At 71.8% G+C, this 25,019-nt stretch carries 26 protein-coding genes; 14 read left to right on the top strand and 12 right to left on the bottom strand.

Going from position 1 to position 25,019, the window contains the following annotated elements:
• From FAF44_RS38240 to FAF44_RS38230, 3 genes are all read right to left on the bottom strand, one after another.
• A partial coding sequence (locus FAF44_RS38240; RefSeq protein ID WP_237108251.1) for an ABC transporter permease occupies nt 1-222 on the bottom strand: 222 nt, incomplete at its 3' end.
• The gene (locus FAF44_RS38235) at nt 219-974 is read right to left on the bottom strand and encodes an ABC transporter ATP-binding protein (protein ID WP_237108250.1); all 756 of its coding nucleotides are present in this window, start codon (nt 972-974) and stop codon (nt 219-221) included. The genes FAF44_RS38235 and FAF44_RS38240, both read right to left, overlap by 4 nt.
• A complete protein-coding gene (locus FAF44_RS38230) occupies nt 971-2,110 on the bottom strand; it encodes an efflux RND transporter periplasmic adaptor subunit (protein ID WP_237108249.1) in 1,140 nt (379 codons plus the stop codon). Before FAF44_RS38230 ends, FAF44_RS38235 begins: the two co-directional genes overlap by 4 nt.
• Before the next feature lie 158 nt (nt 2,111-2,268).
• Between FAF44_RS38230 and FAF44_RS38225 the strand changes: the two genes are divergently transcribed.
• Nucleotides 2,269-4,062 carry an efflux RND transporter periplasmic adaptor subunit gene (locus FAF44_RS38225; protein ID WP_237108248.1) on the top strand — a complete coding sequence of 598 codons (1,794 nt, stop codon included), beginning with the start codon at nt 2,269-2,271 and terminating at the stop codon, nt 4,060-4,062.
• Nucleotides 4,063-4,284: 222 nt separating this feature from the next.
• Here FAF44_RS38225 and FAF44_RS38220 read toward each other — a convergent pair whose 3' ends face one another.
• The 3 genes from FAF44_RS38220 to FAF44_RS38210 form a co-directional block, all read right to left on the bottom strand.
• Nucleotides 4,285-5,841 carry an alkaline phosphatase gene (locus FAF44_RS38220; protein ID WP_237108247.1) on the bottom strand — a complete coding sequence of 519 codons (1,557 nt, stop codon included), beginning with the start codon at nt 5,839-5,841 and terminating at the stop codon, nt 4,285-4,287.
• A 114-nt stretch (nt 5,842-5,955) separates the two neighbouring features.
• The gene (locus FAF44_RS38215) at nt 5,956-6,546 is read right to left on the bottom strand and encodes an HAD family phosphatase (RefSeq protein ID WP_237108246.1); all 591 of its coding nucleotides are present in this window, start codon (nt 6,544-6,546) and stop codon (nt 5,956-5,958) included.
• The gene (locus FAF44_RS38210) at nt 6,543-7,364 is read right to left on the bottom strand and encodes a hypothetical protein (RefSeq protein ID WP_237108245.1); all 822 of its coding nucleotides are present in this window, start codon (nt 7,362-7,364) and stop codon (nt 6,543-6,545) included. The genes FAF44_RS38215 and FAF44_RS38210 overlap by 4 nt, the downstream gene beginning before the upstream one ends.
• Nucleotides 7,365-7,528: 164 nt before the next feature.
• On the opposite strand from FAF44_RS38210, the gene arfB reads away from it, so the two are divergent.
• Nucleotides 7,529-7,936 (top strand): alternative ribosome rescue aminoacyl-tRNA hydrolase ArfB, encoded by a 408-nt coding sequence (gene arfB / locus FAF44_RS38205; protein WP_237108244.1) that lies wholly within the window; start codon nt 7,529-7,531, stop codon nt 7,934-7,936.
• A gap of 14 nt (nt 7,937-7,950) precedes the next feature.
• Here arfB and FAF44_RS38200 read toward each other — a convergent pair whose 3' ends face one another.
• A complete protein-coding gene (locus FAF44_RS38200) occupies nt 7,951-8,391 on the bottom strand; it encodes an NUDIX domain-containing protein (protein ID WP_237108243.1) in 441 nt (146 codons plus the stop codon).
• 77 nt (nt 8,392-8,468) lie between these two features.
• Here FAF44_RS38200 and FAF44_RS38195 point away from each other — a divergent pair, with 77 nt between their 5' ends.
• A complete protein-coding gene (locus tag FAF44_RS38195) occupies nt 8,469-9,398 on the top strand; it encodes an acyl-ACP desaturase (protein ID WP_237108242.1) in 930 nt (309 codons plus the stop codon).
• A 125-nt stretch (nt 9,399-9,523) separates the two neighbouring features.
• On the opposite strand, the gene FAF44_RS38190 is transcribed toward FAF44_RS38195, so the two are convergent.
• Entirely contained in the window at nt 9,524-10,138 is a 615-nt protein-coding gene (locus FAF44_RS38190) for an RICIN domain-containing protein (protein ID WP_237108241.1), read from the bottom strand.
• Between the two features lie 127 nt (nt 10,139-10,265).
• Here FAF44_RS38190 and FAF44_RS55195 point away from each other — a divergent pair, with 127 nt between their 5' ends.
• Nucleotides 10,266-11,018 (top strand): NADPH-dependent FMN reductase, encoded by a 753-nt coding sequence (locus tag FAF44_RS55195; RefSeq protein WP_272895562.1) that lies wholly within the window; start codon nt 10,266-10,268, stop codon nt 11,016-11,018.
• A gap of 171 nt (nt 11,019-11,189) precedes the next feature.
• On the opposite strand, the gene FAF44_RS38180 is transcribed toward FAF44_RS55195, so the two are convergent.
• From FAF44_RS38180 to FAF44_RS38170, 3 genes are all read right to left on the bottom strand, one after another.
• Nucleotides 11,190-11,606, bottom strand: coding sequence for a hypothetical protein (locus FAF44_RS38180; RefSeq protein WP_237108239.1), 417 nt, complete (start codon nt 11,604-11,606; stop codon nt 11,190-11,192).
• Nucleotides 11,607-11,803: 197 nt separating this feature from the next.
• A complete protein-coding gene (locus FAF44_RS38175) occupies nt 11,804-12,427 on the bottom strand; it encodes a DinB family protein (protein ID WP_237108238.1) in 624 nt (207 codons plus the stop codon).
• A gap of 54 nt (nt 12,428-12,481) precedes the next feature.
• The gene (locus FAF44_RS38170) at nt 12,482-13,222 is read right to left on the bottom strand and encodes an HAD-IIA family hydrolase (protein WP_237108252.1); all 741 of its coding nucleotides are present in this window, start codon (nt 13,220-13,222) and stop codon (nt 12,482-12,484) included.
• Nucleotides 13,223-13,323: 101 nt separating this feature from the next.
• Here FAF44_RS38170 and FAF44_RS38165 point away from each other — a divergent pair, with 101 nt between their 5' ends.
• From FAF44_RS38165 to FAF44_RS38130, 8 genes are all read left to right on the top strand, one after another.
• Nucleotides 13,324-14,514, top strand: a complete 1,191-nt coding sequence (locus FAF44_RS38165; protein ID WP_237108237.1) for a M20 family metallopeptidase — start codon at nt 13,324-13,326, stop codon at nt 14,512-14,514.
• A 1-nt stretch (nt 14,515) separates the two neighbouring features.
• Nucleotides 14,516-15,481, top strand: coding sequence for a zinc-dependent alcohol dehydrogenase family protein (locus FAF44_RS38160; protein WP_237108236.1), 966 nt, complete (start codon nt 14,516-14,518; stop codon nt 15,479-15,481).
• Between the two features lie 146 nt (nt 15,482-15,627).
• Nucleotides 15,628-17,469, top strand: a complete 1,842-nt coding sequence (locus FAF44_RS38155; RefSeq protein WP_237108235.1) for an ABC transporter substrate-binding protein — start codon at nt 15,628-15,630, stop codon at nt 17,467-17,469.
• A gap of 3 nt (nt 17,470-17,472) precedes the next feature.
• A complete protein-coding gene (locus FAF44_RS38150) occupies nt 17,473-18,480 on the top strand; it encodes an ABC transporter permease (RefSeq protein WP_237108234.1) in 1,008 nt (335 codons plus the stop codon).
• The gene (locus FAF44_RS38145; protein WP_237108233.1) at nt 18,477-19,382 is read left to right on the top strand and encodes an ABC transporter permease; all 906 of its coding nucleotides are present in this window, start codon (nt 18,477-18,479) and stop codon (nt 19,380-19,382) included. Before FAF44_RS38150 ends, FAF44_RS38145 begins: the two co-directional genes overlap by 4 nt.
• Before the next feature lie 5 nt (nt 19,383-19,387).
• Nucleotides 19,388-20,401, top strand: coding sequence for an ABC transporter ATP-binding protein (locus FAF44_RS38140; RefSeq protein ID WP_237108232.1), 1,014 nt, complete (start codon nt 19,388-19,390; stop codon nt 20,399-20,401).
• Nucleotides 20,398-21,408, top strand: a complete 1,011-nt coding sequence (locus FAF44_RS38135) for an ABC transporter ATP-binding protein (RefSeq protein ID WP_237108231.1) — start codon at nt 20,398-20,400, stop codon at nt 21,406-21,408. Before FAF44_RS38140 ends, FAF44_RS38135 begins: the two co-directional genes overlap by 4 nt.
• Nucleotides 21,408-22,286 (top strand): GNAT family N-acetyltransferase, encoded by an 879-nt coding sequence (locus tag FAF44_RS38130; protein ID WP_237108230.1) that lies wholly within the window; start codon nt 21,408-21,410, stop codon nt 22,284-22,286. Before FAF44_RS38135 ends, FAF44_RS38130 begins: the two co-directional genes overlap by 1 nt.
• 5 nt (nt 22,287-22,291) lie before the next feature.
• On the opposite strand, the gene FAF44_RS38125 is transcribed toward FAF44_RS38130, so the two are convergent.
• Complete coding sequence (locus FAF44_RS38125; protein WP_237108229.1) at nt 22,292-23,404, bottom strand: exo-beta-N-acetylmuramidase NamZ domain-containing protein; 1,113 nt, start codon at nt 23,402-23,404, stop codon at nt 22,292-22,294.
• A 57-nt stretch (nt 23,405-23,461) separates the two neighbouring features.
• Here FAF44_RS38125 and murQ point away from each other — a divergent pair, with 57 nt between their 5' ends.
• A complete protein-coding gene (gene murQ, locus FAF44_RS38120; protein ID WP_237108228.1) occupies nt 23,462-24,361 on the top strand; it encodes an N-acetylmuramic acid 6-phosphate etherase in 900 nt (299 codons plus the stop codon).
• 55 nt (nt 24,362-24,416) lie between these two features.
• Nucleotides 24,417-25,019: serine hydrolase (locus tag FAF44_RS38115; RefSeq protein ID WP_237108227.1), on the top strand; the 603-nt coding region annotated here is incomplete at its 3' end.

Raw genomic sequence — 25,019 nt, 5'->3', positions numbered from 1 at the left:
GCCCCCGCCCCCGCCGCCCGAGAAGGACGGGGAGATGGTGAGCGTGTTCGCGCCGAGCCGCTGGATGTTCTGCTGGATGCTCTGCGACGAGCCCTCACCGACCGCGACCAGCATGATCACGGCGGCCACGCCGATGAGGATGCCGAGCGTGGTCAGCGCGCTGCGCATCTTGTTGGCGAGCAGGCCGCGCAGGGCGAAGCGGAGGATCTCGATCTGGTTCACGTCGTGGCCGCCTTGTCCTTGTCCAGGAGCCGCGGCGGCGGGCCGTCCACCGGCGCCTGCCGGCGGTCCTCGACGATCTCGCCGTCCACCAGCCTGATCACCCGCTTGGCGTGCGCGGCCACGTCGTCCTCGTGCGTGATCAGCACGATCGTGCGGCCGGACGCGCTGAGCCGGTCCATGATGTCCAGGACGTCGCCGGTCGAGGCGGTGTCGAGGTTGCCGGTCGGCTCGTCGGCCAACAGCAGCGCGGGCGCGGTGACCAGCGCTCTGGCCACGGCCACGCGCTGCTGCTGGCCGCCGGAGAGCTGGTTGGGCTCGTGGTGCACGCGGTCGGTCAGGCCGACCTGCTCCAGCGCGGCCAGTGCCCGCGCGCGCCGCTCGGCCTGGCCGACGCCGCCGTACACGAGCGGCAGTTCCACGTTGGCCAGCGCGCTCATGCGCGGGATCAGGTTGAACGACTGGAAGACGAACCCGACCCTGCGGTTGCGCAGGACGGCGAGCTGGTGCTCGTCCAGCAGGCCGACGTCCGCGCCGTCGATGAGGTACGTGCCGGAGGTCGGGACGTCGAGGCAGCCCAGGATGTTCATGAGGGTGGACTTGCCGGAGCCGGAGGCTCCCATGATGGCGACGAAGTCGCCCCGCAGCACGTCCAGGCTGATGCCGCGCAGGGCGCGCACCCTGGCGTCGCCCTCGCCGTACTCCTTGACCAGGTTCCGCACGCGCAGGACCGGTACGGGCTCGGCGGCCGTCATCGCCCGCCTCCAGGGCCGCCGCCGGGCATGCCGCCGCCGCCGGGGAAGCCTCCGCCGCCGCCGAACTGGCGCTGCCCGCCGCCGGTGCCCGTGGTGCCGGTCGTGGACGGGGGCACGATCTGGTCGCCCTCCGACACGCCGGACCTGATCTCGGTCATGGTCGTGCCCCGCACGCCGACCTCGACGGGCGTCCTGGTCTGCCGGCCGTCCTTGAGCACGGTGACCGTGGTCTGGCCGCCGCTGGTGGCGATCGCCGTGGACGGGACGGTGACGACGTCCTCGGCCTGGCCGACCACGACCTCGACGGTGGCGGTCTGGCCCAGCCTGACCTGGGCGGGGACCTTGGTGAAGGTGACCGTGACCGGGTACTGCACGACGTTGTCGCTGGTGGCGGCGACCGGTTCGATCTGGGTGACCTCGCCCGCGGCCGTCACGCCGGGCAGCGCGTCGAACGTGACCGTGGCCTCCTGGCCCAGCTTGAGCTTGCCGACGTCCGACTCGGTGAAGGTTCCGACGAGCTGGAGCTTGGCGGTGTCGGCCAGCTCGACGAAACCGGAGGAGCCCGACGAGCCGGACGACCCGGCCGCGCCCGTGCCGCCGCTGGAACCGGAACCGGAACCGGAGCCGGCCCCGGAGCCGGCCGCCGTGCCGCCGACCGAGCCGTTCACCGCCGTGACCGTGGCCTTGAACGGCGCCTTCAGCACGGTGGCCGCGACCGTGCGCTGGGCCTCCCGGTAGGCGTTGCGGGCCTTGACGTAGGCGGCGTAGAGCTGGGCCGTGCCGGTCCCGTCGGCGACGGCGCTGTCGTACGTGGCCTTGGCCGCCGACAGGCTCTCCTGGACGGCGGAGTCGTCCAGCCTGGCCAGGAGGTCGCCCTTGGCGACCTTGTCCCCGGCCTTGACGTAGATCTTCTCCACGGTCCCGCTCGTACCGAACGACAGCGCCCTGGACCGGGAACTCTCGACCGCGCCCGAGGCGGACACCGAGGCGGTCACGGAGCCGCGGCTCGCGCTCACCGTGCGCACGGTGGTCTCACCGGCGGCCTGTCCCGTGCCGAGCTGCGCATAGGCGAGCCCGGCGCCGCCCAGCAGGAGCAGCACGAGCGCTCCGTTGGTCATCAGCGCTCTGCGCCTCATCGACACCTTCACGAGCGAGGACCCTTGCACACGATGCTGCGCCGCAGCCGCGAGCAAGCTGAACGTCCGCTGGGAACCCGCCGCCGCCCGGGGGCTCCCAGGTAACTCTGAGGGGGCTCGCAGGCTGGCGCGATACTGCTGGGACAGGATGTGCGGTCATGAGACCGACTTTCGCGCTGGGCGGGCTCGCCCTCGCCGTGCTCGTGGCCGGCTCCGGCCTCGCGCTGGCGCTGCGCGACGACACCCCGCCCACCGTCCAGGCACGGCTGGCCTCGGCCGCGCGCGGCCAGGTCACGGCCTCGGTGAGCGCGGCGGGGAACACCGTGGACGGCTCGCGCAGGGACCTGGCGTTCGCCTCCTCGGGGACGCTGACCAAGGTGTACGTCAAGGTCGGGGCCAAGGTGAAGAAGGGCCAGGTCCTGGCCAGGATCGACGGACGGGCGGCGCGCGAGGCGCACACGGCGGCCAAGGCCGATCTGGCCGCCGCCCAGGAGGCGCTGGAGCAGGCGTCCTCGGGCGCCGGCACGTCCGCCTCCACGGGGACCGGCGGCGGGACGCCGTCGTCGGCCGGAACCGGCGGCGGGACCTCGACGTCGTCGTCCGCCGGCACCGGCGGCGGGACGTCGTCGCGGGGCGCGGGCGCGACCTGCGCCCCGGCGGGTGGCGACGCGACCCCCGGCACGACCTCACGGGCTGCGACCCCGTCCCCGTCGGGCAAGGCGACCGGGGTGACACCTGCCCCGTCCCCGTCCGGCACGGCGGCTCCGGCGGGTGTGGTGACCGGGGTGCCCGCGCCCCACTCCACGGGTGCGGCCCAGGGTGCGGCCCAGGGTGCGGCCGGTGGCGGCGTGCTCGGCCCGACCGCCCGGCCGTCCGCTGAGCGGTCCGGCACCGGCCCGACGGCCGAACCCACGCCGGACCCGACGACCACCCCAGAACCCCAGCCCACGGTGACGGTCACGGTGACCGCCACGGCCACGGTCGTCACCACCGTCACCACGACGGTCACCGCCACCCCGACCGGCGGCGGGACCGGGATCGGGGGCGACGGGAACGGCGGCGGGCCGTCCGCCACCGGCTCCCCCACGGCGGACGCCGATCCGTCCGGCTCCGCCCGTCCCACGGCCGCTGCCAAGCCCTCCGCCAGCGCGAAGCCGTCGGCGAGCGGCAAGCCCACGACCAGCGCCCGCCCGTCCCAGAGCACCTGCGACACAAGGGGCGGCACGAAGGGCGGCACCGGCACCGGCGCCCCGGCGACCGGTGGGAACCCCGGCACCGGGCAGAGCGCCGCCAGGGGCGGGAGCACCGAGGAGCAGGCCGCCGCGAACGTGGACCGCGCCGAGGCCGCCCTGGAGGAGGCCGCCGACGCCGTGCGGGGCACCCGCATCGTGGCCCCCGCGGCCGGCACGATCCTGTCGGTCGGCGGCCGGGCCGGCGACACCGCGGGCACCGGAACCTTCATCAGCCTCGGCGACCTGGACGAGCTCCAGGTCTCCGCCCTGGTCACCGAGTCCGACGTGAACCGGCTCAAACTCGGCCAGCAGGCCCGGATCACCCTGGCCACCAGGAACGGCGAGCAGTACGAGGGGACGGTGACGGCCATCGCGCCGACCGCGACCGTGTCCGGCCGGCTCGTCCGCTACCCGGTCACCCTGGCCTTCGACGCGCCGCCGGCCGGGCTGATGCTGGGCCAGAGCGCCTCGGTGACGGTCACCACGGACCAGGCCAGGGACGCCGTCTACGTCCCGGCGACGGCGGTGCGCAACCGCTCGGACGGCACCCAGGTGGTCACCGTCCGCTCCGGCGGCCAGGACGTGGCCAGGGTCGTCCGCACCGGGGTGCGCGGCGACCAGTACGTGGAGGTCGTCTCCGGGCTGGCCGAGACGGACCAGGTGGTCATGTCGGGCACCACGTCGGGCGAGTTCCCCGACGGGAGCTGGCCTGAGGCGTGACCCCACGCCGGGCGGGAGCCGCCGCCCGCGCGCCTGAGCCGGCCGGTCCGTACGGGACCATCCGCCCACCAGGACCGGCCCGCCCGGCCGGACTCCGGCAGATCTGCCATCCGGAGTCCGGCCGGGTCTCACCAGATGGGACAGAAGGGTTGAGCGGATCCTCAGCAAGCTCCCAGCGGACGTTCAGCCGGGCGAGCGTGCCTGAACGCGGCGGGAATCCGCTCAGCCGACGCGGGGTGCCGCCGCCCGCGCCGCGGCCGACGCGCCGGTGTCGGCCGGGATCGTGAGGCGGTGCGCGGTCCTGGCCCGCGCACCCCGGCGGGAGATGTGGTCGAGGGTCCGGAAGTCCACCGACAGCTCGTCACCGGTGAGCCGCGCCATCAGGTAGCCCCGCCGCTGGTCGATGTAGGAGAAGTGCGGGTTCTCCTGGAGCGCCTCGGAGATCCACGTGCGGTCCCGGTACCCGTCGCCGTCGCTGGCGATCGACGAGGCCACCAGTTCCCTGGCCACCACCGGCGAGTCGGGGTCGTCGAAGTCCTTCTTGAGCTCGGCCAGGTGGTGCATGTGGGCGTCGCCGGTGAGCACGACGGGGTTCGGCGTGCCCGCCAGGGAGTCCAGCAGCCGGGTGCGCTCAGCCGCGTACCCGTCCCAGGAGTCCAGGTTCACCTCGCGGCCCGGCCCGACCTTGAAGTCGCGCTGGGCCACCATGATCTGCTGGCCGAGCAGGTTCCAGCGGGTGGTGGAGGCGTTCAGGCCGCTCTCCAGCCAGCGCCACTGGTCGGCTCCGAGCAGCGTGCGCCGCTGTGCGAGCCGTTCGTCGCAGCCTGAGCGCACCCCGTCCAGGCAGGCCTGGTCGTCGCGGAACTGCCGGGTGTCGAGCAGGTGGAAGCGCGCCAGCGTGCCCCAGGAGACGCGCCGGTTCACCTTGAGCACGGCCCCCTGGAGGCTGGCGCGGCGCAGCGGCATGTTCTCGTAGTACGCGCGGAAGGCCCGCGCGCGCCGCTGCTCGAAGTCGCCCGCGCCGGTGCTGGAGACGCGGCCCGCCCAGTTGTTCTCCACCTCGTGGTCGTCGAACGACATCAGCCAGGGCGCGACGGCGTGCGCGGCCTGCAGGTCGGGGTCGCTCTTGTACTGGGCGTGCCGCAGACGGTAGTCGGCGAGGGTGCGGCACTTGCCCGGCGTGTGGGTGCGGACGCGGCCGGCCAGGGCGGTGTAGCCGCTGGGGCCGTACTCGTACATGTAGTCGCCGAGGAAGACCACCAGGTCGGGTTCCTGCTCGGCCAGGCGGCGGTAGGCGGTGTAGTAGCCGTGCTCGTAGTGCGCGCACGCGGCGACCGCGAACGCCAGCGGCGTCTCCCCCACCGGCGTGGTCCTGGTGCGTCCGGCCCGCGAGAGGCGGCCCTGGCTCCTGAACCGGTAGAAGTAGTCCCGTCCCGGCTCCAGCCCGTTCAGCTCGACGTGCACGCTGTGGGCGTCGCGGGCCCTGGCGGTGACCGTTCCGGACCTGACCACCTTGGCGAAGCGTTCGTCCGTGGCGACCTGCCAGTCCACCTCCACGTCGCGGGAGGGCATGCCGCCGCGGCCGTCGCCGCCGAGCGGGTCGGCGGCCAGCCTGGTCCACAGGACGAAGCCGTCGGTGGAGGGGTCGCCGGAGGCCACGCCCAGCGTGAACGGGTCGGATCGGAGGGTTCTGGAGGCGGACGCGGCCGCCGCCGGGGCGGCGGGCTGCGGGAGGAGGAGGCCGGCTGTCGCCGCTGTCAGGAAGGCTCTGCGGTCCACGTCCCCAGGTATGTCCACCTGCGCTGACTCCGCCGTGACAACGGAGTCAAGCGCGGGTGAACAGCACGGGTCGGTCAGCGTGCGACCGGCCTCGCGCCCTCCTGTGCGGCCTGGTCAGGGAGCGGCGAGCGGCAGCGCCGCGCGCAGGTCGGCGGCCCCGGTGAAGCGCACGCCGGTCATCCCGGCGCGCTCGGCGCCCTCGACGTTCTCGGGACGGTCGTCGATGAAGACGATCTCGGCGGGGTCGGCCCCGAGCCCGCGCGCGAGTTCGTCGTAGATCTCCCTGTCGGGCTTCACCAGACCCATCCTGCCGCTGTAGAAGCGGTGCCCGATGGCGGCGATCCAGGGCAGTTGGTCGAGGCCGTCACCGACGCACACGGGCGCGTTGGACAGCAGCGCCACGTCACGCCCGGCGTCGAGGAGCTCGTCGAGCAGGGTGACCGTGCCGCGGTCGGGGTAGGCCCAGCTCGCGACGTCCATGGCGACCAGCCGGGCCACCTCGCTCTGCGTGGCGGGCCGGCCGAGGACGGCCGCCCAGTAGGCGTGCGGGGTCAGGCTGCCCCGGTCGAACTCGAGCCGGTGTGCCCAGTAACCGCGGCCGAACTCCGCCGGATCGGCTCCCACGACCCGCGCCATGGCCTCGGCGTCGGACTCGGGCTGGGGCAGCGACAGCACGCCGCCGTAGTCGAAGACTATCCACGTCATGCCAGGAATGGTCGCAGATGCGGGTCGAGCGCCGGGCAGCCCAGATACTTCCGGACGGTGTGGAAGTCGATCCAGTCGAGGTTGACGAGCTGCTCGACGTCCACGCCGGTGAAGCTGGCGGCCAGGGCGGGCGGGATGGCGGCGATGTCGTCCTTGTCGGCGATGTTCACCCAGCGGCCGACGCCCCTGGGACGCTCGCCGCGGCCGTTGACGGGGGCGGGCAGGAGCCGTTCGAAGATCACGTTGCGCATGCCCAGGGGGCTGCCGAGGGTCAGCAGCAGGTCCACCTTGAGGTCGGGGTTGGCCCACAGCGCCTCGTAGGTGACCACGCTGCCGAGCGAGTGGGCGATGACCACCCTCGGCCGGTTCTTCCTGATGCACTCGGCCACCGCCTGCCGGGACTTCTCCCGCCTGGCCTGGTCGGTGAGGTAGGCCGCCACCTCGGGCGCGAACAGCTTGGCGAACGCCGCCGACCTGGTGTCCAGCCGCTCCAGCAGCCAGCCGGTCAGCGACTTGAGCGCCCCCGTGACGTGCTCGCCCACGCCGAGTTGCCGCGCCCAGTCGGCCAGCACCTGCTGGCTCTGGAGCTCCATGGCGGCGGCCTTCTTCGGCACTTCGTCGCCGGGGCGGCCGTCGTTCAGGAGGTGGGAGAAGTAGGCGATCTCGGCGAAGTACGGCCGTTGCTCGCCGCCGAGCCCCAGGTGTAAGTAGCGGTCCCACTTGCGGCGCATGGCCTCGGCCGCCCCCACCGCGGACCCGCCCGCCTCCAGGTAGTAGTTGTACTTGCCGATCCCGTGCACGCCGACGATGCCGGCCACCGCGCCTCCCCGTGATCTCGTTGGCCGCATATCTGCATACGCCGGTCTCCGGCGGCCGTCAACCGCCGGGCCCGGTGCGGAAAATGCGATTGCGGGCGACATATACCAGCCAGGTACGGTGACATTCCCAACAACGCGTCGTTTCGAGGACAGGAGTTCCGCGCATGCCCGGCCCGCTGGTCGTCAACGACTCGATCGTCATCCCCGACATCGAGCTCGTCTGGCGATTCTCCCGTTCGTCGGGCCCGGGCGGTCAGGGGGTCAACACCACCGACAGCCGGGTGGAGCTGACGTTCGACGTGGCCGCGAGCACGGCGCTGCCGCCCCTGCTCAAGGCGCGCGCCCTGGAGCGGCTGGGGTCGTCCGTCATCACGATCGCCGCGTCCGAGTACCGCTCCCAGTTGCGCAACCGGGAGGCCGCCGCGCACCGCCTGGCGCAACGGCTGCGCGAGGCCGTCGCGCCGCCGCCCAAGCGGCGGCGGCCCACCAAGCCGAGCCGGGGCGCGGTCGAGCGCCGGATCTCCGCCAAGAAGCACCGCTCGGACGTCAAGCGCCTGCGCCGCGACCCCTGACCCGGTGGCTCCCGTCAGCCGATGAGGCGGGGCAGGTCCGTGATGTTGGCGGACAGGTAGCCGGCCACCGCCTCCGGCACCAGGTTGCGGGCGGAGATCTCGGTGCGCCGCAGCGGCACCCGCTCGACCTCGTACAGCCCTCGTGACGGGTCCTCGAACTCGGGCCCGTGCCGCAGTTCCGGGTCCATGGACACCAGCCGGCAGCCGAAGACGTGCTGCGTCTTGACCTCGCCCTGCCACGGGTACGACACGGTCACCAGGAACGTCACGTCGGAGACCGTCGCCCCCAGTTCCTCCAGCAGCTCGCGGTGCAGGGTGTCCTCCAGGGAGTCGTCCTCGGGTTCCACGTGGCCGCCGGGAACGCTCCAGTAGCGGGCACGGCCGGGTACGGTACGCCGGAAGAGCACCAGGCGCTCCTCATGGTCGAGCAGGACACCGCGGACACTGGGTCGCATACCCATACCTTATTTGACCGCTATGTCCTTCGGGTAGCCTAACCTACGGTACCGTAACCTGAAGGAGAAGATCTTTTATGGCGATGACTCAGACGGAGCTGCTCCACGAGCTCGAGCCTGTCGTGGCGGTGGAGCTCAACCGGCACGAGAAGATGGCCAAGGAGTGGTTCCCGCACGAGTACATCCCGTGGAGCGAAGGCCGTAACTTCGACGGCATCTACGGGGGCGAGGCGTGGCAGGAGGGGGACTCCAAGATCCCCGAGGCGGCCCGCGTATCGCTCATCGTCAACCTCCTCACCGAGGACAACCTCCCCAGCTACCACCACGAGATCGCCTCCACCTTCGGCCGCGACGGAGCCTGGGGCACCTGGGTGCACCGCTGGACCGCGGAGGAGGACCGGCACGGCACCGCCCTGCGCGACTACCTGACCGTCATGCGCGCGGTCGATCCCGTGGCCCTGGAGCGGGCCCGGATGAAGCACATGGAGAGCGGCTTCACCACCGAGTACGGCACCATGCTCCAGCAGCTCGCCTACGTCTCCTTCCAGGAGCTGGCCACCCGCATCGCGCACCGCAACACCGGCCGGGCCTCCGGCGACGAGGGCTGCGAGCGGCTGCTCACCAGGATCGCCGCCGACGAGAACCTGCACATGCTCTTCTACCGCAACCTGCTCAAGGCGGCCTTCGAACTCGACCCGAACCAGACCATGCGCGCGGTGACCGACGTGGTGACCACGTTCCAGATGCCCGGACAGGGCATGGACGGCTTCGCCCGCAAGGCCCTGATCATCGCGAACGAGGGCATCTACGACCTGCGCCTGCACCTGGACGACGTCCTCATGCCGGTGCTGCGGCAGTGGTCGGTGTTCGACAAGACCGGGCTGGACGCGGACGGCGAGAAGGCCCGCGACGAGCTCTCGGAGTTCCTGCAGCGGACCGACGTCACGGCCGCCAAGTTCGTGGAGCGCCGCGAGGAGCGCCGGGCCCGCGCCGCGGCCCGCCAGTAGCCCCGCGCCTGCCGTTCACGGGACGCCACCGGCCCCGCCGCGACGCGCGGCGGCGGGGCGGCGAGCGACCCCGCGGCATTTCCACCCGCGTCGCCGTTCGCCCGCTTCGTCTCGCCGGCGGAGCGCTACCTTTGCCGGTATTCCCAGACCTGGTTGACGCGGTTCGCCGCCTTCCGAAGCTCGGTGGGATGGAAGCAGTCCCATATCTGCAGCGGAGCGTCCGGACGCGGCCAGCCCGGGTAAGCCGGGTTTTCGACGTCGAGACATTTGCCGCTGCTGACGCTCACGAGAATTTTGAAACCCTTGTGAGGGCCCTTGTAGAACGCCTGCGTCTGCCACTGCTGGTTGGGGCCTCCATGACAACCCCACAGGACCACGGGGGTGCCGTTGGCCTTACCGTCACGTGCCACATCCAGGCATTTCGTGCCGTTCAGACTGGTCCATTTGATCTGGTCCGCGCCGCCGCCGGGCGGGGTCTCGAAGAAGAAGGCGCTGTAGTTTCCGCCGATCCGAGCACCCAGCCGAACGCGTGAGCCGAGGACGCACTCAGGGTTCTCGATGTTGAAGCGACATCCGTCAGATATGGCGACGAAGAGCTGTCCGCCGGTGATCGGGTTGGTGATCCAGGTGTCGGGACCCCGGTCACGTTCGCCGGCCGCGTCCGCGAACACGGGCGGTTGCCCGGCGAACATGAGAAATGCGGCGGGGATCGCGTTCAGACCGGCCTTGGGCTTCGACATTGCGATTCCCCCTCACTGCTCTTGTCGCAGGGGCGGGCCTTGCGGATTAACAATGAAGCCTATCGTGGATTTCTCCGACCAATTCAAAGCAGGCTCAACGCCTCGCCAATGAGTTCATTTGGGAAGAATGGCCATTCGGGCGCGTTCATCGTTCGCCGGGGATGAGAAGCAGACCGTCCAGGCGAGCGGACGCCCCCGCCGGGCGGTGCGGCACGGGTGTCGCGGCGGGTGCGCGACACTCCCTCGGACGGCGAAGCCTGTGCGCCTCTTGACCCGGAGCTGGTCTTGGACATCCGGTACATCGGGCAGGTTCTCGGTAACTACTGGAACCCCTGGGGAGCATAGGGTGAAAATCATCGGGATTGCCGCCAGTCTCCACGCGGGGTCATTCATCACCCGATTGCTCGACTCGGCGGGCGGCGAGCTGCCGCCCGGCGTCGGCTTCGAGGTGTGGCGGGGTCTGGACGAGATCACCGCCTGCCACCCCGGGCCCGTCCCGGCTCCCGTGCGGGAGCTGGTCACGCTGGTCACCGGCGGCGACGCGATCCTGCTGACGGCCCCGGAGCACAGCCTGCTGCCGATGGAGCTGACCTACGCGCTGGACTGGCTGTCGGCGCTGGCGTGCCTGCCGGGCAAGCACGTGGCGGTGATGAGCGCGAGCGCGCGGGCCTGCGGGGCCATGTGGGCCCAGGCGGAGCTGTACAAGCAGCTCCTGGGGGCGGGCGCGGTCGTGATGGGGGCCGAGCTGGTGATCGCGCCCAACTACCCGCACTTCGGCGAGGACGGCCGTCTGGCCGCCGCCGACCTGCGCGCCCAGGTGCGCGACGTGATCCGCCAGCTCTGCCCGGCGAAACTGATGGAACCGGCCCTCTCCCTCTGACCGAACACCGTCACCACCCTCGGCCCCCCGCACGGCCCTTCGCAGGCCGGCGACGCCTCCGAACGGGCGCACGGCACTTCGCGGGCCCGCGACCTCTCCGCACGCCCGCGCGGCCCCTTCGAACGTCCGCGCCCCCTCCGCGCGGCCGTCCGAGCCCGTCAGTCTGCCGGGTCAGTCCTTGTCGGTCATCAGGCGGTCGAGCTTGATGGCCAGGTCCATGACCTCGGACCGGAGGAAGTTGAACTCGTGCTCGATCTCCGTGCGGATCACCGCGAACTCGACGGCGATCTCCGCGCGCACGTCGCTCTCGTCGTCCGGCCCACCGCCCGGCCGGGCCGGCGGCTGCGACACCGCCCTCCTGACTCCCTCGACCTCGGTGCCGACCGCCGCGACCTCCTCCCCGAGCCCGGTGCGGGCCTCGGCGAGCTCGATCCGCAGGGCCGCCATCTCGGTCTGCAGCTTCTTGGCTCGCGCGATGACCTCGCGCAGGAGCTCCTCCTGCTCCTTCGACTCCTTGACCCGCTCCGTGGCGGTCTCGAGATCGTCGACCCGGAGTTTCAGGTCGAGGATCTCCGCCCGTATGTCCACGCACGCCCGCCTTTACTCGCCGTACGCCTACCGTCAACACATGGTCGCAGGCAGTCAAGGGCCGACGCGAGCAGGAGGAAAAGCGGGGGTGTGGTTCTTTCCACCACAGGCGGCCGGAATCGGGGCCGCATCCCCCGTCCGACCACCCGAAATGGGGCGAGAGCCAGCGCGAGCCGGTGGAAGAAACCTCTACCCGGCTAGCGGCGGTCCTCGATCTCCCACAGGTGGTCGACGACGTGCCAGACGGTGCGCCGCAGCGCGTACCGGGGCGGCCACTTCGTGACCGGCGGCGGCTCCCAGGGGCGGGCGAGCACCTGCGCCAGTTCGGCCCGCATCGCTTCCCGGTCCCCCGGCGACCGGTACGGCCCGTGCCGCACGCCGACCATCCTGGCGTACGAGCGCTCGGCCTCCGAGACGTGCGCCACGATCTTCGTCAGGTCCCGGCCGCCGCCGCGCGGGCCCTTGCGCAGTTCCTCCGGGGAGACGGCGGCCACCTCGTCGAACAGCTCCCAGGCGGCGCGCAGCAGGGCCACCGAGCGCTCGGCCTCGGGGCCGGGCAGCGGCTCCAGATCCAGGTCCGGCACCTGGTACGGCACGCCGAAGTCGGTCGTCGCCCGCCCTGGCACCGTGGCCACGACCACGGGGTCGTCCGGCTCGAACACCGTCCCGGCCCGCTCGGCGATCACGCGGTAGCGGGGGACGTAGTCCATGAGCCGGTCGAGGGCCGCCTCCTCGCTCCGGTCGATCCGGCACCAGCCGGGCCAGTCGAGCGAGCAGGCGAACACCTTCTTGGGGCCGATCTCCAGGTAGACGCGGGTCATGGGCCTCACCCTGCCATTCGTACCTGTCAGGGGGCGTCAGGTTCGCGGGGCGGGTCAGATGAGGTCGATCAGGTCCGCGACCGAGTCGACGACCAGGGAGGGCCGGTAGGGGAAGCGGTCGATCTCGTGGCGCTGGGTGACGCCGGTGAGCACGAGGATGGTGAACAGCCCGGCCTCCATGCCCGAGATGATGTCGGTGTCCATGCGGTCGCCGATCATGGCCGTGGTCTCGCTGTGGGCCTCGATCTCGTTGAGCGCGCTGCGCATCATGCGCGGGTTGGGCTTGCCGACGAAGTAAGGCTCGACGCCGGTGGCCTTGGTGATCATGGCGGCCACGGCGCCGCAGGCCGGCAGGGATCCTTCGGTGGAGGGGCCGATCGGGTCGGGGTTGGTGGCGATGAAGCGGGCGCCGCCCTCGATGAGCCGGATCGCGCGGGTGATCTGGGTGAAGCTGTAGGTCCGGGTCTCGCCGAGCACCACGTAGTCGGGGCCGAGGTCGGTCAGCACGTAGCCGACCTCGTGCAGGGCCGTGGTCAGGCCCGCCTCGCCGATCACGTACGCCGAGCCGCCGGACCGCTGGTCGTCGAGGAACTGGGCGGTGGCCAGGGCGGAGGTCCAGATGGACTCGGGCGGCACGGCGAGGCCCGCGCCCGCCAGACGCACCGAGAGATCGCGCTGGGTGTAGATCGAGTTGTTGGTCAGGACCCGGAACTTCTTGCCGGACTCGCTGAGCCGCTTGATGAATTCGTCCGCACCTGGGACCGGTCGTCCTTCGTGGACGAGCACGCCGTCCATGTCGGACAACCAGGAGTCGATCCGCTTACGCTGAGTCACGTGGTCATCGTACCGAGCGCGCCTTATCGACTTCCCGCCCGGCACATGAACAAATGTTCCTCATGTCGTTCATTGAATCCGCCCAGGACATGCGGGACGAACTGGTCCGTCTGCGGCACTCGTTGCACACCACGCCCGAGCTGGGCCTGCACCTGCCGCGCACCCAGGAGAAGGTGCTCGCGGCGCTGGAGGGCCTGCCGTTGGAGATCAAGACGGGCACGGCGGCGAGTTCGGTCACCGCGGTGCTGCGCGGCGGCCGGCCGGGCCCCGCGGTGCTGCTGCGGGGCGACATGGACGCCCTGCCCGTGACCGAGAAGAACGACCTGCCCTACGTCTCCCAGTTGCCCGGCCAGATGCACGCCTGCGGGCACGACCTGCACACCGCCATGCTGGCGGGGGCGGCGCACCTGCTGAGCGCGCGGCGCGAGGAGCTGGCCGGCGATGTGATCTTCATGTTCCAGCCGGGCGAGGAGGGGCACTACGGGGCCCGGCACATGATCGAGGAGGGCGTGCTGGAGGCCGCGGGCGCGCGTCCGGTGGCGGCCTACGGCCTGCACGTGGTGTCGGCGATGTTGCCGCGGGGGCTGTTCGCGTCCCGGTCCGGGCCGCTGATGGCGGCGGCCGACACGTTCTGCGTGACGGTGCGGGGGCGCGGCGGGCACGGTTCGAGCCCGCACCGCTCGCTGGACCCGATCCAGGCGGGCTGCGAGATGGTGACGGCGATGCAGACGATGGTGACCAGGTCGTTCGACGTGTTCGACCCGGTCGTGGTGACGGTGGGCAGCTTCCACGCCGGGTCGGCCGACAACGTGATCCCGGACGAGGCCAGGTTCGAGGCGACGCTGCGGACCTTCAGCAAGGAGAACCGGGCGCTGGCCATGCGGCGGCTGGTGGAGGTCGTGCAGGGCGTCGCGGCGGCGCACGGGCTGGAGGTGGAGCCGTCGTTCACCACGGGCTACCCGGTGACCGTCAACGACGGCTCCGAGGCGGAGTTCCTGGGCAGGACGGCCGGCGAGCTGTTCGGGCCCGGCCGCTACTTCGTCGCGCCGCAGCCGGTGATGGGCTCGGAGGACTTCTCGTACGTGCTGGAGCACGTGCCGGGCGCGTTCGCGTTCCTGGGGGCCTGCGCGCCCGACCGGGACCCGGCGACGGCGCCGTACAACCACTCGCCCGAGGCCGTCTTCGACGACTCGGTGCTGCCCGACGGCACCGCGCTCTACGCCGAACTGGCGTTCTCCCGGCTGTCGGCCTGACATGCGCGCCTGGGTGGTGGACCGGCCGGGGCCGATGGCGTCCGGGCCGCTGAGGCTGGTCGAGCGGGACGTGCCGCGGCCCGGTCCGGGTGAGGTGCTGGTGAAGGTCGAGGTGTGCGGGGTGTGCCGGACGGACCTGCACCTGGCGGAGGGGGACCTGGCCCCGCGGCGGCCCCGCACCTCCCCCGGCCACCAGGTGGTCGGCCGGGTCGAGGGCACCGGCGAGCGGGTGGGCGTGGCCTGGCTGCGCTCCACCTGCGGCACGTGCCGGTACTGCCGCCGGGGCATGGAGAACCTGTGCCCCCGCTCGACCTACACCGGCTGGGACGCCGACGGCGGGTACGCCGAGTACGTCGTCGCGCCCGCGGACTACGTCTACCCCCTGCCCTCCGACCGGCCGGCCGTGGAGCTGGCGCCGCTGCTGTGCGCGGGGATCATCGGCTACCGGGCGCTGTCCAGGTGTGATCTGCCGCAGGGCGGGCGGCTGGGGATCTACGGGTTCGGTGCCTCGGCCCACCTGACGGCGCAGGCCGCCATCGCCCAGGGCGCGACCGTGCACGCGGTCTCCAGGTCGGCCGCCTCGCGGCGGCTGGCCCTGGAGCTGGGGGCGGCCTCGGCCGGGGACCGGCCGCCTGAGCCGCTGGACGCGGCCATCCTGTTCGCGCCCGTGGGCGAGCTGGTGCCGCCGGCGCTGGAGGCCCTGGACAGGGGCGGGACGCTGGCCGTGGCGGGCATCCACCTGACCGACATCCCGGTGCTGAACTACGAGCGGCACCTGTTCCAGGAGCGCACGCTACGCAGCGTGACCGCCAACACACGGGCCGACGGCCGGGCCTATCTGAAGCTGGCGCTGGCGCGCCCGCCGCGCGTGACGACGGCCCCGTACGCCTTCGACGAGGCCGACCGGGCGCTGGGTGACCTGGCGGCCGACCGGGTCAGCGGGGCAGCCGTCCTGATCATGGACTGAGGTAAAACTTGGTGGCGATTAGCACCGGTTCGTACACTGATGAAGGAAAGTTACATTAGCCTCACAACATCTGGAGATTATTGACGCTCGCATGGCGCGATCGTAATGTCCGGCTCAATCCCTAGAGACATCCCCCGGAGCGGCAAATGAAGCGACTGGCAGCGGTAGTGGCGTTGCTGGGCCTTGCCACCACGACTGCGGCGTGCAGCGGTGGTTCGACCAACACACCCGGCTCGGGCGGCGGCGGCGGTGGCGGCGGCGGCGGGCTCTTCACCACGATTGACGTGACCAGGCCAGGTCTCGAAGCAACGGCGCCGGCCAACCCGTACAACCCCAAGGGCAACTCCTTCGTGGGTTACAACGCGATGCGGATCGCCTGGGTCAAGAACCACCTGACCGACCCGAACCAGGCCACACCCGGCATCGCGGCGAGCTGGGAGATCGCGCCCGACAACTCGTCGATCACGCTGAAACTCCAGCCGAACGCCAAGTGGTCCGACGGACAGCCGGTCACGGCCGACGACGTCAGAATGTCCATCGGCATCGCCTACACGCAGGGCAGCACGGCCTTCTCGATCACGCCCGGCGCGGCCGGCGCGGCGGCGGACGTCGAGGTCGTCGACCCGCAGACCCTGAAGATCACCCAGGACATGGCCAACCCGAGCCCGAAGTTCGCCCGCGGCGTGCTCGACACCACCGTCCTGCCCGCGCACGTGTGGAGCAGCGTGCTGCCCACCGACTTCTGGGACAAGCTGAAGAGCGCGCGCGGCGAGGGCGGCGACGCCGAGAAGGCCCGCGAGGAGGTCACCGCCCTGGGCGAGAAGGTCATCGCCTTCGCCCCGCCCAAGGACGTCTCCGCCGGTCCGTTCGTGCTGGAGCGGGTCAACCCGTCCGAGGCGCTGCTGGTCAAGAACAAGAACTTCTTCAACGCCGCGAACGTCGCGCCCGCGCAGGTGAAGTTCCTCAACTACACCGGCAACGAGCAGATCTGGAACTACCTCACGCAGGGCAAGCTCGACCAGGCCGGCTTCACCGCCACCCCGAGTGACGTGATGAAGCGCATCGAGGCGGCCTCCGGCAACGAGGTCATCAGGGGCTACTCCCCCGTCGCCGTCGGCATGGCCTTCAACCAGTCCAAGAAGCCGTACGACAACGTGCACGTGCGCCGCGGCCTGGCCTACCTCATCGACCGCGAGCAGGTCACCAAGGTCGCCTCGCCCGAGGGCGGCACGGCGGCCGCCACGACCAGCGGCATCCACCAGAAGGCCGCGCAGGCGTGGATCCCGGAGACGGTGCCGCAGCTCGAGCCGTACAAGCCGGACGTGGCCAAGGCCGAGGAGGAGTTCAAGAAGGCCGGCCTGGCCAAGAAGGACGGCAAGTGGACGCTGGCCGACGGCTCGGCGTGGAAGGTCTCCATGCACGCGCCCTCCGGCTTCTCCGACTGGCTGGCGGCCCAGGAGAACATCAAGAGCCAGCTCGTCACGGCCGGCGTGGACGCCGAGGTCGTCACGACCGCCGACTACCCGCTGTACCTGCAGGAGCTGGCGGCCGGCAAGTACGACGTCGGCTTCTGGCTGATGGCGCTCGGCCCCGCGCCGTACGACATCTTCCAGCGCCTCTACGGCGCCTCCAACGGCTGGACGAACGTCGGCAACAAGGTGTCGCACTCCGCGGCCGGCAAGAACGGCAACTGGATGGGCGGCTCCGAGGAGATCGAGGTCGGCGGCGAGAAGGTCAACCCCGGTGAGCTGACCGGCAAGCTGAACTCGGTCGGCGCCGAGGAGGCCAAGCCGATCATGGCCCAGCTCGCCCTGGCCGCCAACCAGGACCTGCCGGTCATCCAGCTCTGGGACTACGTCAACACCCAGTTCGTCAACAACAACCGGTTCACCGGCTGGCCGCACGACGACGAGCTCCTGCGCGGAGGTGGCAATGTGCTCATGTCCGGTGTGTGGATCCAGCAAGGTCTGATCAAGGCGAAGCAGTAGCCTATGACGCTCATCACACGGCGACTCGCGGGCCACCTGGCCCGCGGGCTCGTCATGATCCTCGTAGTTGCGACGATCACCTTCTTCATCGTCAACAACATCCCCGGCGACCCCATGGCCGCCCGGTACGAGAAGCTCATCGAAGGAGGCATGTCGCCGGAGGCGGCCAAGCAGGCCGTGAAGGTCCTGTACGGCTTCCAGCCGGACGGCTCGATGTGGCAGCAGTACACCGACTACCTGTCGGGCCTGTTCCGCCTCGACCTCGGCGTCTCCGTCACCAGGCCGGGCACGCCCGTGCTGGAGGTGCTGGGCGAGGCCGCCAAGTGGACCGTTCTACCGGTGCTGGCGGGCACGCTGCTCAGCTTCCTCGTCGGGATCATCCTCGGCGTCTTCGCGGCCATCAAGCGCACCGGCAAGCTGGGCGACGCCCTGGCCATCTCCGGTTCGCTGCTGCACGGCATCCCGCAGTACGTCCTGGCGATGCTGCTCGTGGTGATCTTCGCGACGCTGATCCCGATCCTGCCCGCCGACGGGTCGGTGGACATCCTGTTCGAACCCGGCTTCAACGCCGGCTACCTCGGCTCACTGGCCGAGCACGCCGTCCTGCCGGTCCTGACGTACGCGCTGTCGGCGTACGGCGGCTGGATCCTGGCGATGAAGTCCAGCGTGGTCACCGTGCTCGGCGACGACTTCATCCTCGCGGCCGAACTGCGCGGCGTGAAGCGCTCGATCGTCTTCCGCTACATCGCGCGCAACGCGATCCTGCCGCTGTTCACGCTGCTGGCCCTGTCACTGGGCCTGCTGCTCGGCGGGGCGGTGTTCATCGAGAAGATCTTCAACTACCCGGGGCTCGGCTGGCTGCTCATCGGCAGCGTCCAGGATCGTGACTACGCTCTGATGAGCGGCGCCTTCCTGCTGATCACGGCCGCCACCATCGTCGCCAACATCGTGGCCGACCTGTTCTACACCGTGATCGACCCGAGGGTCCGCGGCGGAGAGGGGGCGTCATGAGCGCCACGCTCGTGCCGGAGGCCGCGTCGGCCTCCTCGACCATGCGGCGCAACTTCTGGCGCGGCGTGTGGCGGGTGATGCGGCGCAAGCCCAGCCGGATGGCCGGTGTGCTGATCCTCATCGGTTTCGTGCTGATGGCCGTGGTCGGGCCGATGCTGCTGCCCGAGCACCTGCCCGGCGACACCAACGCCATCACCCAGCCACCGAGCTGGGAGCACTGGTTCGGCACCGACCCGCAGGGGCGCGACGTGCTCTCGCTGGTCATCAGCGGCTCCCGGTACGTGCTGCTGACCGCCGCGGTGACCGCGCTCATCACGGTCGTCGTCGGCACCGGGATCGGCCTGTTCTCCGGGTTCAAGCGGGGCCGCTGGGACACCGTCCTGATGCGGGTGACCGACATGAAGCTCACCATCCCCGGCCTGCCGCTGCTGCTGGTGCTGGCGACGGTGTGGCAGTTCGGCAGCCCGCTCCAGATGGGCCTGGTGCTGGGTCTGCTCGGCTGGGGCGGCGTGGCGCGGGCGGTGCGCTCGCAGACGCTGTCGCTGCGCGAGCGGGGCTTCATCGAGGCGGCGCGCGGGCTGGGACTGTCCACGACGCACATCATCGGCAGGGAACTGCTGCCCAGCATGGCGCCGTACATCGCGATGAACATGCTCATCTCGGTCACCGGCGCGGTGTACGCGCAGGTGGGACTGTTCTTCCTGGGCGTGCTGCCGTACGAGTCGGACAACTGGGGCGTCATGCTGAACCTGGCCGTCTTCCAGGCCGGCGCCATGATCACCCCGTCCGCGCTCGGCTACCTGCTGGCTCCGCTGCTGGCGATCCTGTTGCTGACGCTCGGCATCGTCCTGGTGGTGGACGCCATGGACGAGATCTTCAACCCCCGGCTGCGGGAGGAGTAGGACACGTGGCCAATCAAGCGCCGGGAGTGCGCATCGACGGCCTGACGGTCGTCTACAAGACCCCCGCGGGCGAGCTGCCCGCCGTCCGAGGTGTCAGCCTGAGGCTGGAGCCCGGTTCGATCACCGGCATCGTCGGCGAGTCGGGCTCGGGCAAGTCGACGCTGGCGCTGTCGCTGCTCAACGCCGTGCAGCCGCCCGGCAGGATCGCGGCGGGCAGCGTCGAGATCGACGGGCTCGGCGACGTCACCGGCCTGCGGGGCGAGCAGCTCCGCAAGGCCCGCGGCAAGCACATCGGGTACGTCTTCCAGGCCGCCCAGAACTCGCTCAACCCGCTCAAGACGGTGGGCAAGCAGTTGCTGGACCTGGGCCGCTCGCACGGCGTGGACGACCTGCGCGGCCTGGTGCGCGAGGCCAGGGAGCTGCTGGGCCGGATGGGCCTGGACGGCGCCCGGGTGCTCGACTCGCACCAGCACGAGCTGTCCGGCGGCATGCGCCAGCGCGTCGGCATCATGCTGGCGCTGGTGCTCAACGCCCACCTGGTCGTCCTGGACGAGCCCACGACGGCGCTCGACATGATCACCCAGGCGAACATCCTGAAGATCGTCCGCGAGGTGCACGCGGAGCGCGGCCTGACCACGCTGGTCATCACGCACGACATCGGCGTGGTGGCCGAGGTGGCCGACCGGCTGGCCGTCATGTACGGCGGCCGGCTGGTCGAGCAGGGGCCCACCAGGGAGGTGCTGGGCGCGCCCCGGCATCCGTACACCCAAGGGCTGATCAAGGCCATCCCCCGTCTCGTCGGCGACATCGACGAGGCGCGGGCGCTGCCGGGCCGGCCGCCGGCGCTGGCCACCGTGCCGAAGGAGGGCTGCGTGTTCAGGGAGCGCTGCCCGTCGCGCATGGACGTGTGCGACACCGTGGATCCCGAGCCCACCGCCGACGGTCCCCGGATCGTCGCCTGCCACGCCGTGACCGCGCCGGTCGCGGAGCCGGGCACGCTGGACAAGGAGCACGCATGATCACCGGTACCGGGGTCGTCAAGACCTTCAAGCAGCGCGGCAAGCTGCTCGGGGCCCGCGAGGTGCGGGCGCTGCGGGGCGTGGACTTCTCCATCCCCAAGGGCGGCGCGGCCTCGTTCATCGGCGAGTCCGGGTGCGGGAAGACGACGCTGGGGCGGATCATCGCGGGGCTGGAGTCGTACGACGAGGGCGAGATCGCGATCGGCGGCGAGCCGATGTCGGCGCTCACGACCAAGCAGCGCCAGCCGCACTTCCGCAAGATCCAGATGATCCACCAGGACCCGTACTCGGCGCTGAACCCGACCAGGACCGTCCACCAGACCCTGCACGCCCCGCTGGCCCTGCGCGCCAAGCAGACCGGGCGCTCGCGGCAGTGGATGGAGGAGCGGGCGGCCGAGGTGCTGACGCTGGTGGGGCTGGACCCGGGCACGGTGCTGGCGCGTTACCCGCACCAGCTCTCCGGCGGCATGCGCCAGCGCGTGGTCATCGCCCGCGCGCTGACCGTGGACCCGGAGATGCTGGTCGCCGACGAGGCGGTCTCGATGATCGACGTCTCGCTCCGGCTGGGCATCCTGGCGCTGCTGAAGGACCTGCGCGAGCGGCTGGGCGTGAGCGTGCTGTTCATCACGCACGACGTGGCCACGGCCCGCTACATCGGCGCCGACGGCGAGCTGTACGTCATCTACCGCGGCCAGGTCGTCGAGCGCGGGCCGGTGGACACGATCATCGCCGACCCGGTGCACCCGTACACGCAGTCGCTGCTGTCGGCCATCCCGGTGCTGCACGGCCTGGAGCGGCCGGGCGAGCAGCCGGTGGTGCCGCTGGAGTCCCTGGACGAGAGCCAGTCGGACGAGGGCTGCCTGTTCGCCCGCCGCTGCCCCTTCCGGGACGAGCGGTGCGCGAGCGAGCGCCCGCTGCTGCAGATCACGACCGGCGCGCCGCAGGAGCACGCGTGCTTCCACCCCGCGCGGCGCGACGTGATCGCCCGCCCGATGAGCGAGGTGTGATGGCGGTCGTCGGGGCGGCGGAGCTCGCGGAGGCGGCCGGGATCGCCGAGGCCGCGCTGACGCTGGACGCCGGGGAGGCGGCGGCCCTGGTCGGACGCCTGTCGCGGCCTCCGTCCGGGCGGCGCTGGACGGCCCTGGCCGTGCCCGGCGGCGTGGTGATGGCCTCGATGTCCGGCAAGGATCCGGGCGTCGGGCACATCGACCTGCTGGCCGTGCGTCCCGAGGCGAGGGGCGAGGGGCGGGGCCGGGCGCTGGTGCGCGCGGCCGAGGAGTGGCTGCGCGCCGAGGGCGCGCGGCAGGCCCGGTTCGCCGGGAATCCGCCCTGTTACGCCTGGCCCGGCATCGACGTGCGCTACACCGCCGCCGCCTGCCTGGCCGAGAGCCTGGGCTACGAGCGTTACCACGTGGCCTGGAACATGACGGCCGACCTGGGCGTGGACCTGTCCGTCGAGGACGACCTGGCGCGCCTGGAGCGGGCGGGTGTCTCCGTGCGGTCGGCCGGCCCCGCTTCTCCGGGTACGCCCGCCGGCGGGGACCGGGAGCGGGTGGCCGCGTTCGTCGGGGAGCACTGGAACGAGCGGTGGGCCTGGGAGGCGCTCAACGCGACCGGGCTGCACTACGCCGAGCGCGACGGGCGCGTCCTGGGGTTCGCCGCCTGGGGGGCGCGGCCGTCCTGGTTCGGCCCCATGGGCACCGCCCCGGACGCGCGCGGCCTGGGCCTGGGCCGGGTGCTGCTGCGCAGGTGCCTGGCCGAGCAGCGGGCCGCCGGCCAGGCCGAGGCCCAGATCGGATGGGTGGGGCCGCTGCGGTTCTACTCGCGCGCGGTGGGCGCGCGGGCGGAGCGCGTCTTCTGGCTCTACCGGCGCGATCTGGCGTGATGATCTCACGGGTAGAGCAGCGGTCCCCGGGGGCGGCCCGGTGGCGGGCAGAGCTCGCGCGGGTCCTCGCCGGCCTCCAGGCACCTGGTCAGGGTGCCGGAGCCCCACAGGCGGTCCATGAACAGGTCCGGGCCCTGCCAGCGCAGGTCGCCGGGGTACAGGGAACGTGCCACGTGCAGCAGGCTCAGGCCCGTCAGGACCGGCCGGAAGGCGTCGCGGTCGTGCACGTGGAGCTGCACCCCGCGTACGGGGGTGCCGGCGTGCTTGTGGAACGTGGGCGTGAACCACGTCTCCCTGAACCGCACTCCCGGCAGGCCCAGCGCGGTCAGCGCCGGGGCGAGCCGCTCGTCGGCGTACGGGGCCCCGATCAGCTCGAACGGCCTGGTGGTGCCGCGTCCTTCGGAGAAGTTCGTGCCCTCGATGAGCCCGGTGCCCGGGTAGACCAGGGCGGTGTCCGGGGTCGGCATGTTGACCGAGGGCAGCACCCAGGGCAGGCCGGTCTCGGCGTGGGTCATGTCCCGCCGCCAGCCCTCCATCTCGACGACCGTCAGGTCCACGTCGAAGCCGAACAGCACGGCGAGTTCCCCCACGGTCCTGCCGTGCCTGAGCGGCAGCGGGAAGCGGCCCACGAAGCTGGCGAACGCGGGGTCGAGCGGCGGGCCCTCCTCGACGATCCCGCCCAGCGGGTTGGGCCGGTCGAGCACCACGAACCGCAGGCCGAGGCGGGCGGCCGACTCCATGAGGTCGTACATGGTCCAGACGAAGGTGTAGAAGCGGGCGCCCACGTCGGCGATGTCGAAGACGAGCGTGTCCACGCCGGACGCCGCCACAACGCGGTCCAGGGCCGGCCCGGACAGCTCGTAGGTGTCGTAGGCGGGCAGCCCGGTCCGCGCGTCCACGGCGTCGCCCTCGGCGCCGGCCGCCTGCGCGGTGCCGCGCAGGCCGTGCTCGGGCCCGAACAGCGCGGTCAGCCGCACCCCCGAGGCCAGCAGCGCGTCGGCTGTGGGAGTCAGGTCGGGCAGCACCCCGGTGGGGTTGGTGATCAGGCCCAGTCGCGCGCCACCCGCCAGGGCGGGATCCGCGGCCAGCCGTTCGGCTCCGGTTCTCACATGCGGCATGAACCCATTGTCTGAAAGATATTTACAAGAGAGAAGTAGAGGGTGGAAATTAGCGACATGATTGATCCGCTACCCGAGCTGTCCACCGAGCAGAGCGATCCCCGCTACAGCCAGATCGACCGGCTGCCGACCGAGCGGGTCGCCCGGCTGATGAACCAGGCCGACGCCGCCGTGCCCGCCGCCGTCGCGGTGGCCATCCCGTCGATCTCGGCCGCCATCGACGCGATCTCCGACCGGATGACGGAGGGAGGACGGCTCATGTACGTCGGCGCCGGCACGTCCGGACGCCTCGCCGTGCTCGACGCCAGCGAGTGCCCGCCCACGTTCGGCACCGACCCGTCCCTGGTCCAGGGTGTGATCGCGGGCGGCCTCGACGCGCTGACCCGGTCGGTCGAGGGCGCGGAGGACGACGCCGAGGCGGGCGCCGCCGCGCTGCGGGACCTGGAGGTGGGACCGCTCGACTCGGTGGTGGGCGTGTCCGCCAGCGGCCGGGCCCCCTTCGTGCTGGGCGCGCTGGCCGAGGCCGCGAGCCGGGGCGCGCTCACGGTCGGCCTGTCGTGCAACGACGACGCGCCCCTGTCGGCCGCCGCCGAGCACGCCATCGAGGTGGTCGTGGGGCCCGAGGTCGTCACCGGCTCGACCCGGCTGAAGGCCGGCACGGCGCAGAAGCTCGTGCTGAACATGATCTCCACGATCTCGATGGTCAAGCTGGGCCGCACGTACGGGAACAAGATGATCGAGATGTCGGCGATGAACAACAAGCTCGCCGGCCGGGCCCTGCGCATCGTCAGCGACATCACCGGGGCCGACAGCGAGACGGCGGGCAAGGCGCTGGACGCCGCCGACGGCCAGGCGAAGATCGCGGTGCTGATGATCCGGCACGGCCTCGACCCGGCGGGCGCCCGCGCGCTGCTGGAGTCGCACGGCGAGCGCCTCAGCGAGGCGCTCAGCGGCTGAGCGTCCGCCTCAGGGGCGCGGACGGCAGGGGGCACATGGGGACAGGGGCAGGGGGATGAACGACCGGCTGACGGCGATCCTGGCCGACCGCGTGCCAGGCGTCTGCCCGGCGGCGGTCGCGCTGATCGCCATGGACGGCACGGTGGTGGCCTCGGCCGCCGCCGGGGAACTGGTCCGCTACGCCGACGCCCGCGGCACCCTGGCCGCGCGGCGTCCTCCGGCGCGCCGCGACTCCGTCTTCGACCTGGCCTCGGTCAGCAAGCTGTACACCACGGTCGTGCTGCTCTCGCTGGCCGAGGACGGGCTGCTGGACCTCGACGAGCCGGTCGCCGGCCGGATCCCCGGGGCCGATCCGCGGATCACCCCGCGCCGCCTGCTCACGCACACGGCGGGCCTGCCCCCGGGCCGCCGCATCCACCTGGAGCTGCCCGGCGCGGACGCGCGGACGCGGATGGCCGCCATGGTGCGCACGCCGGTCATCCACCCGGTCGGCGGGCCGTACCTGTACAGCGACGTCGGCATGATCATGGCGGGCCGGCTGGCCGAGCTGGCCGGCGGCGCGCCGCTGGACGCGCTGGTCCGCGCCCGGATCACGGACGCCCTCGGACTGCCCGGCACCGGCTACCGCCCCGTGCCCTCCGACCGGCGCGCCCCCACG

The sequence above is a fragment of the Nonomuraea sp. MG754425 genome, from assembly GCF_021699195.1.
GTDB lineage: Bacteria > Actinomycetota > Actinomycetes > Streptosporangiales > Streptosporangiaceae > Nonomuraea.
The sequence above is the reverse complement of the archived record's forward strand: the minus strand, read 5'-3'. Positions and strand labels throughout refer to the sequence as shown.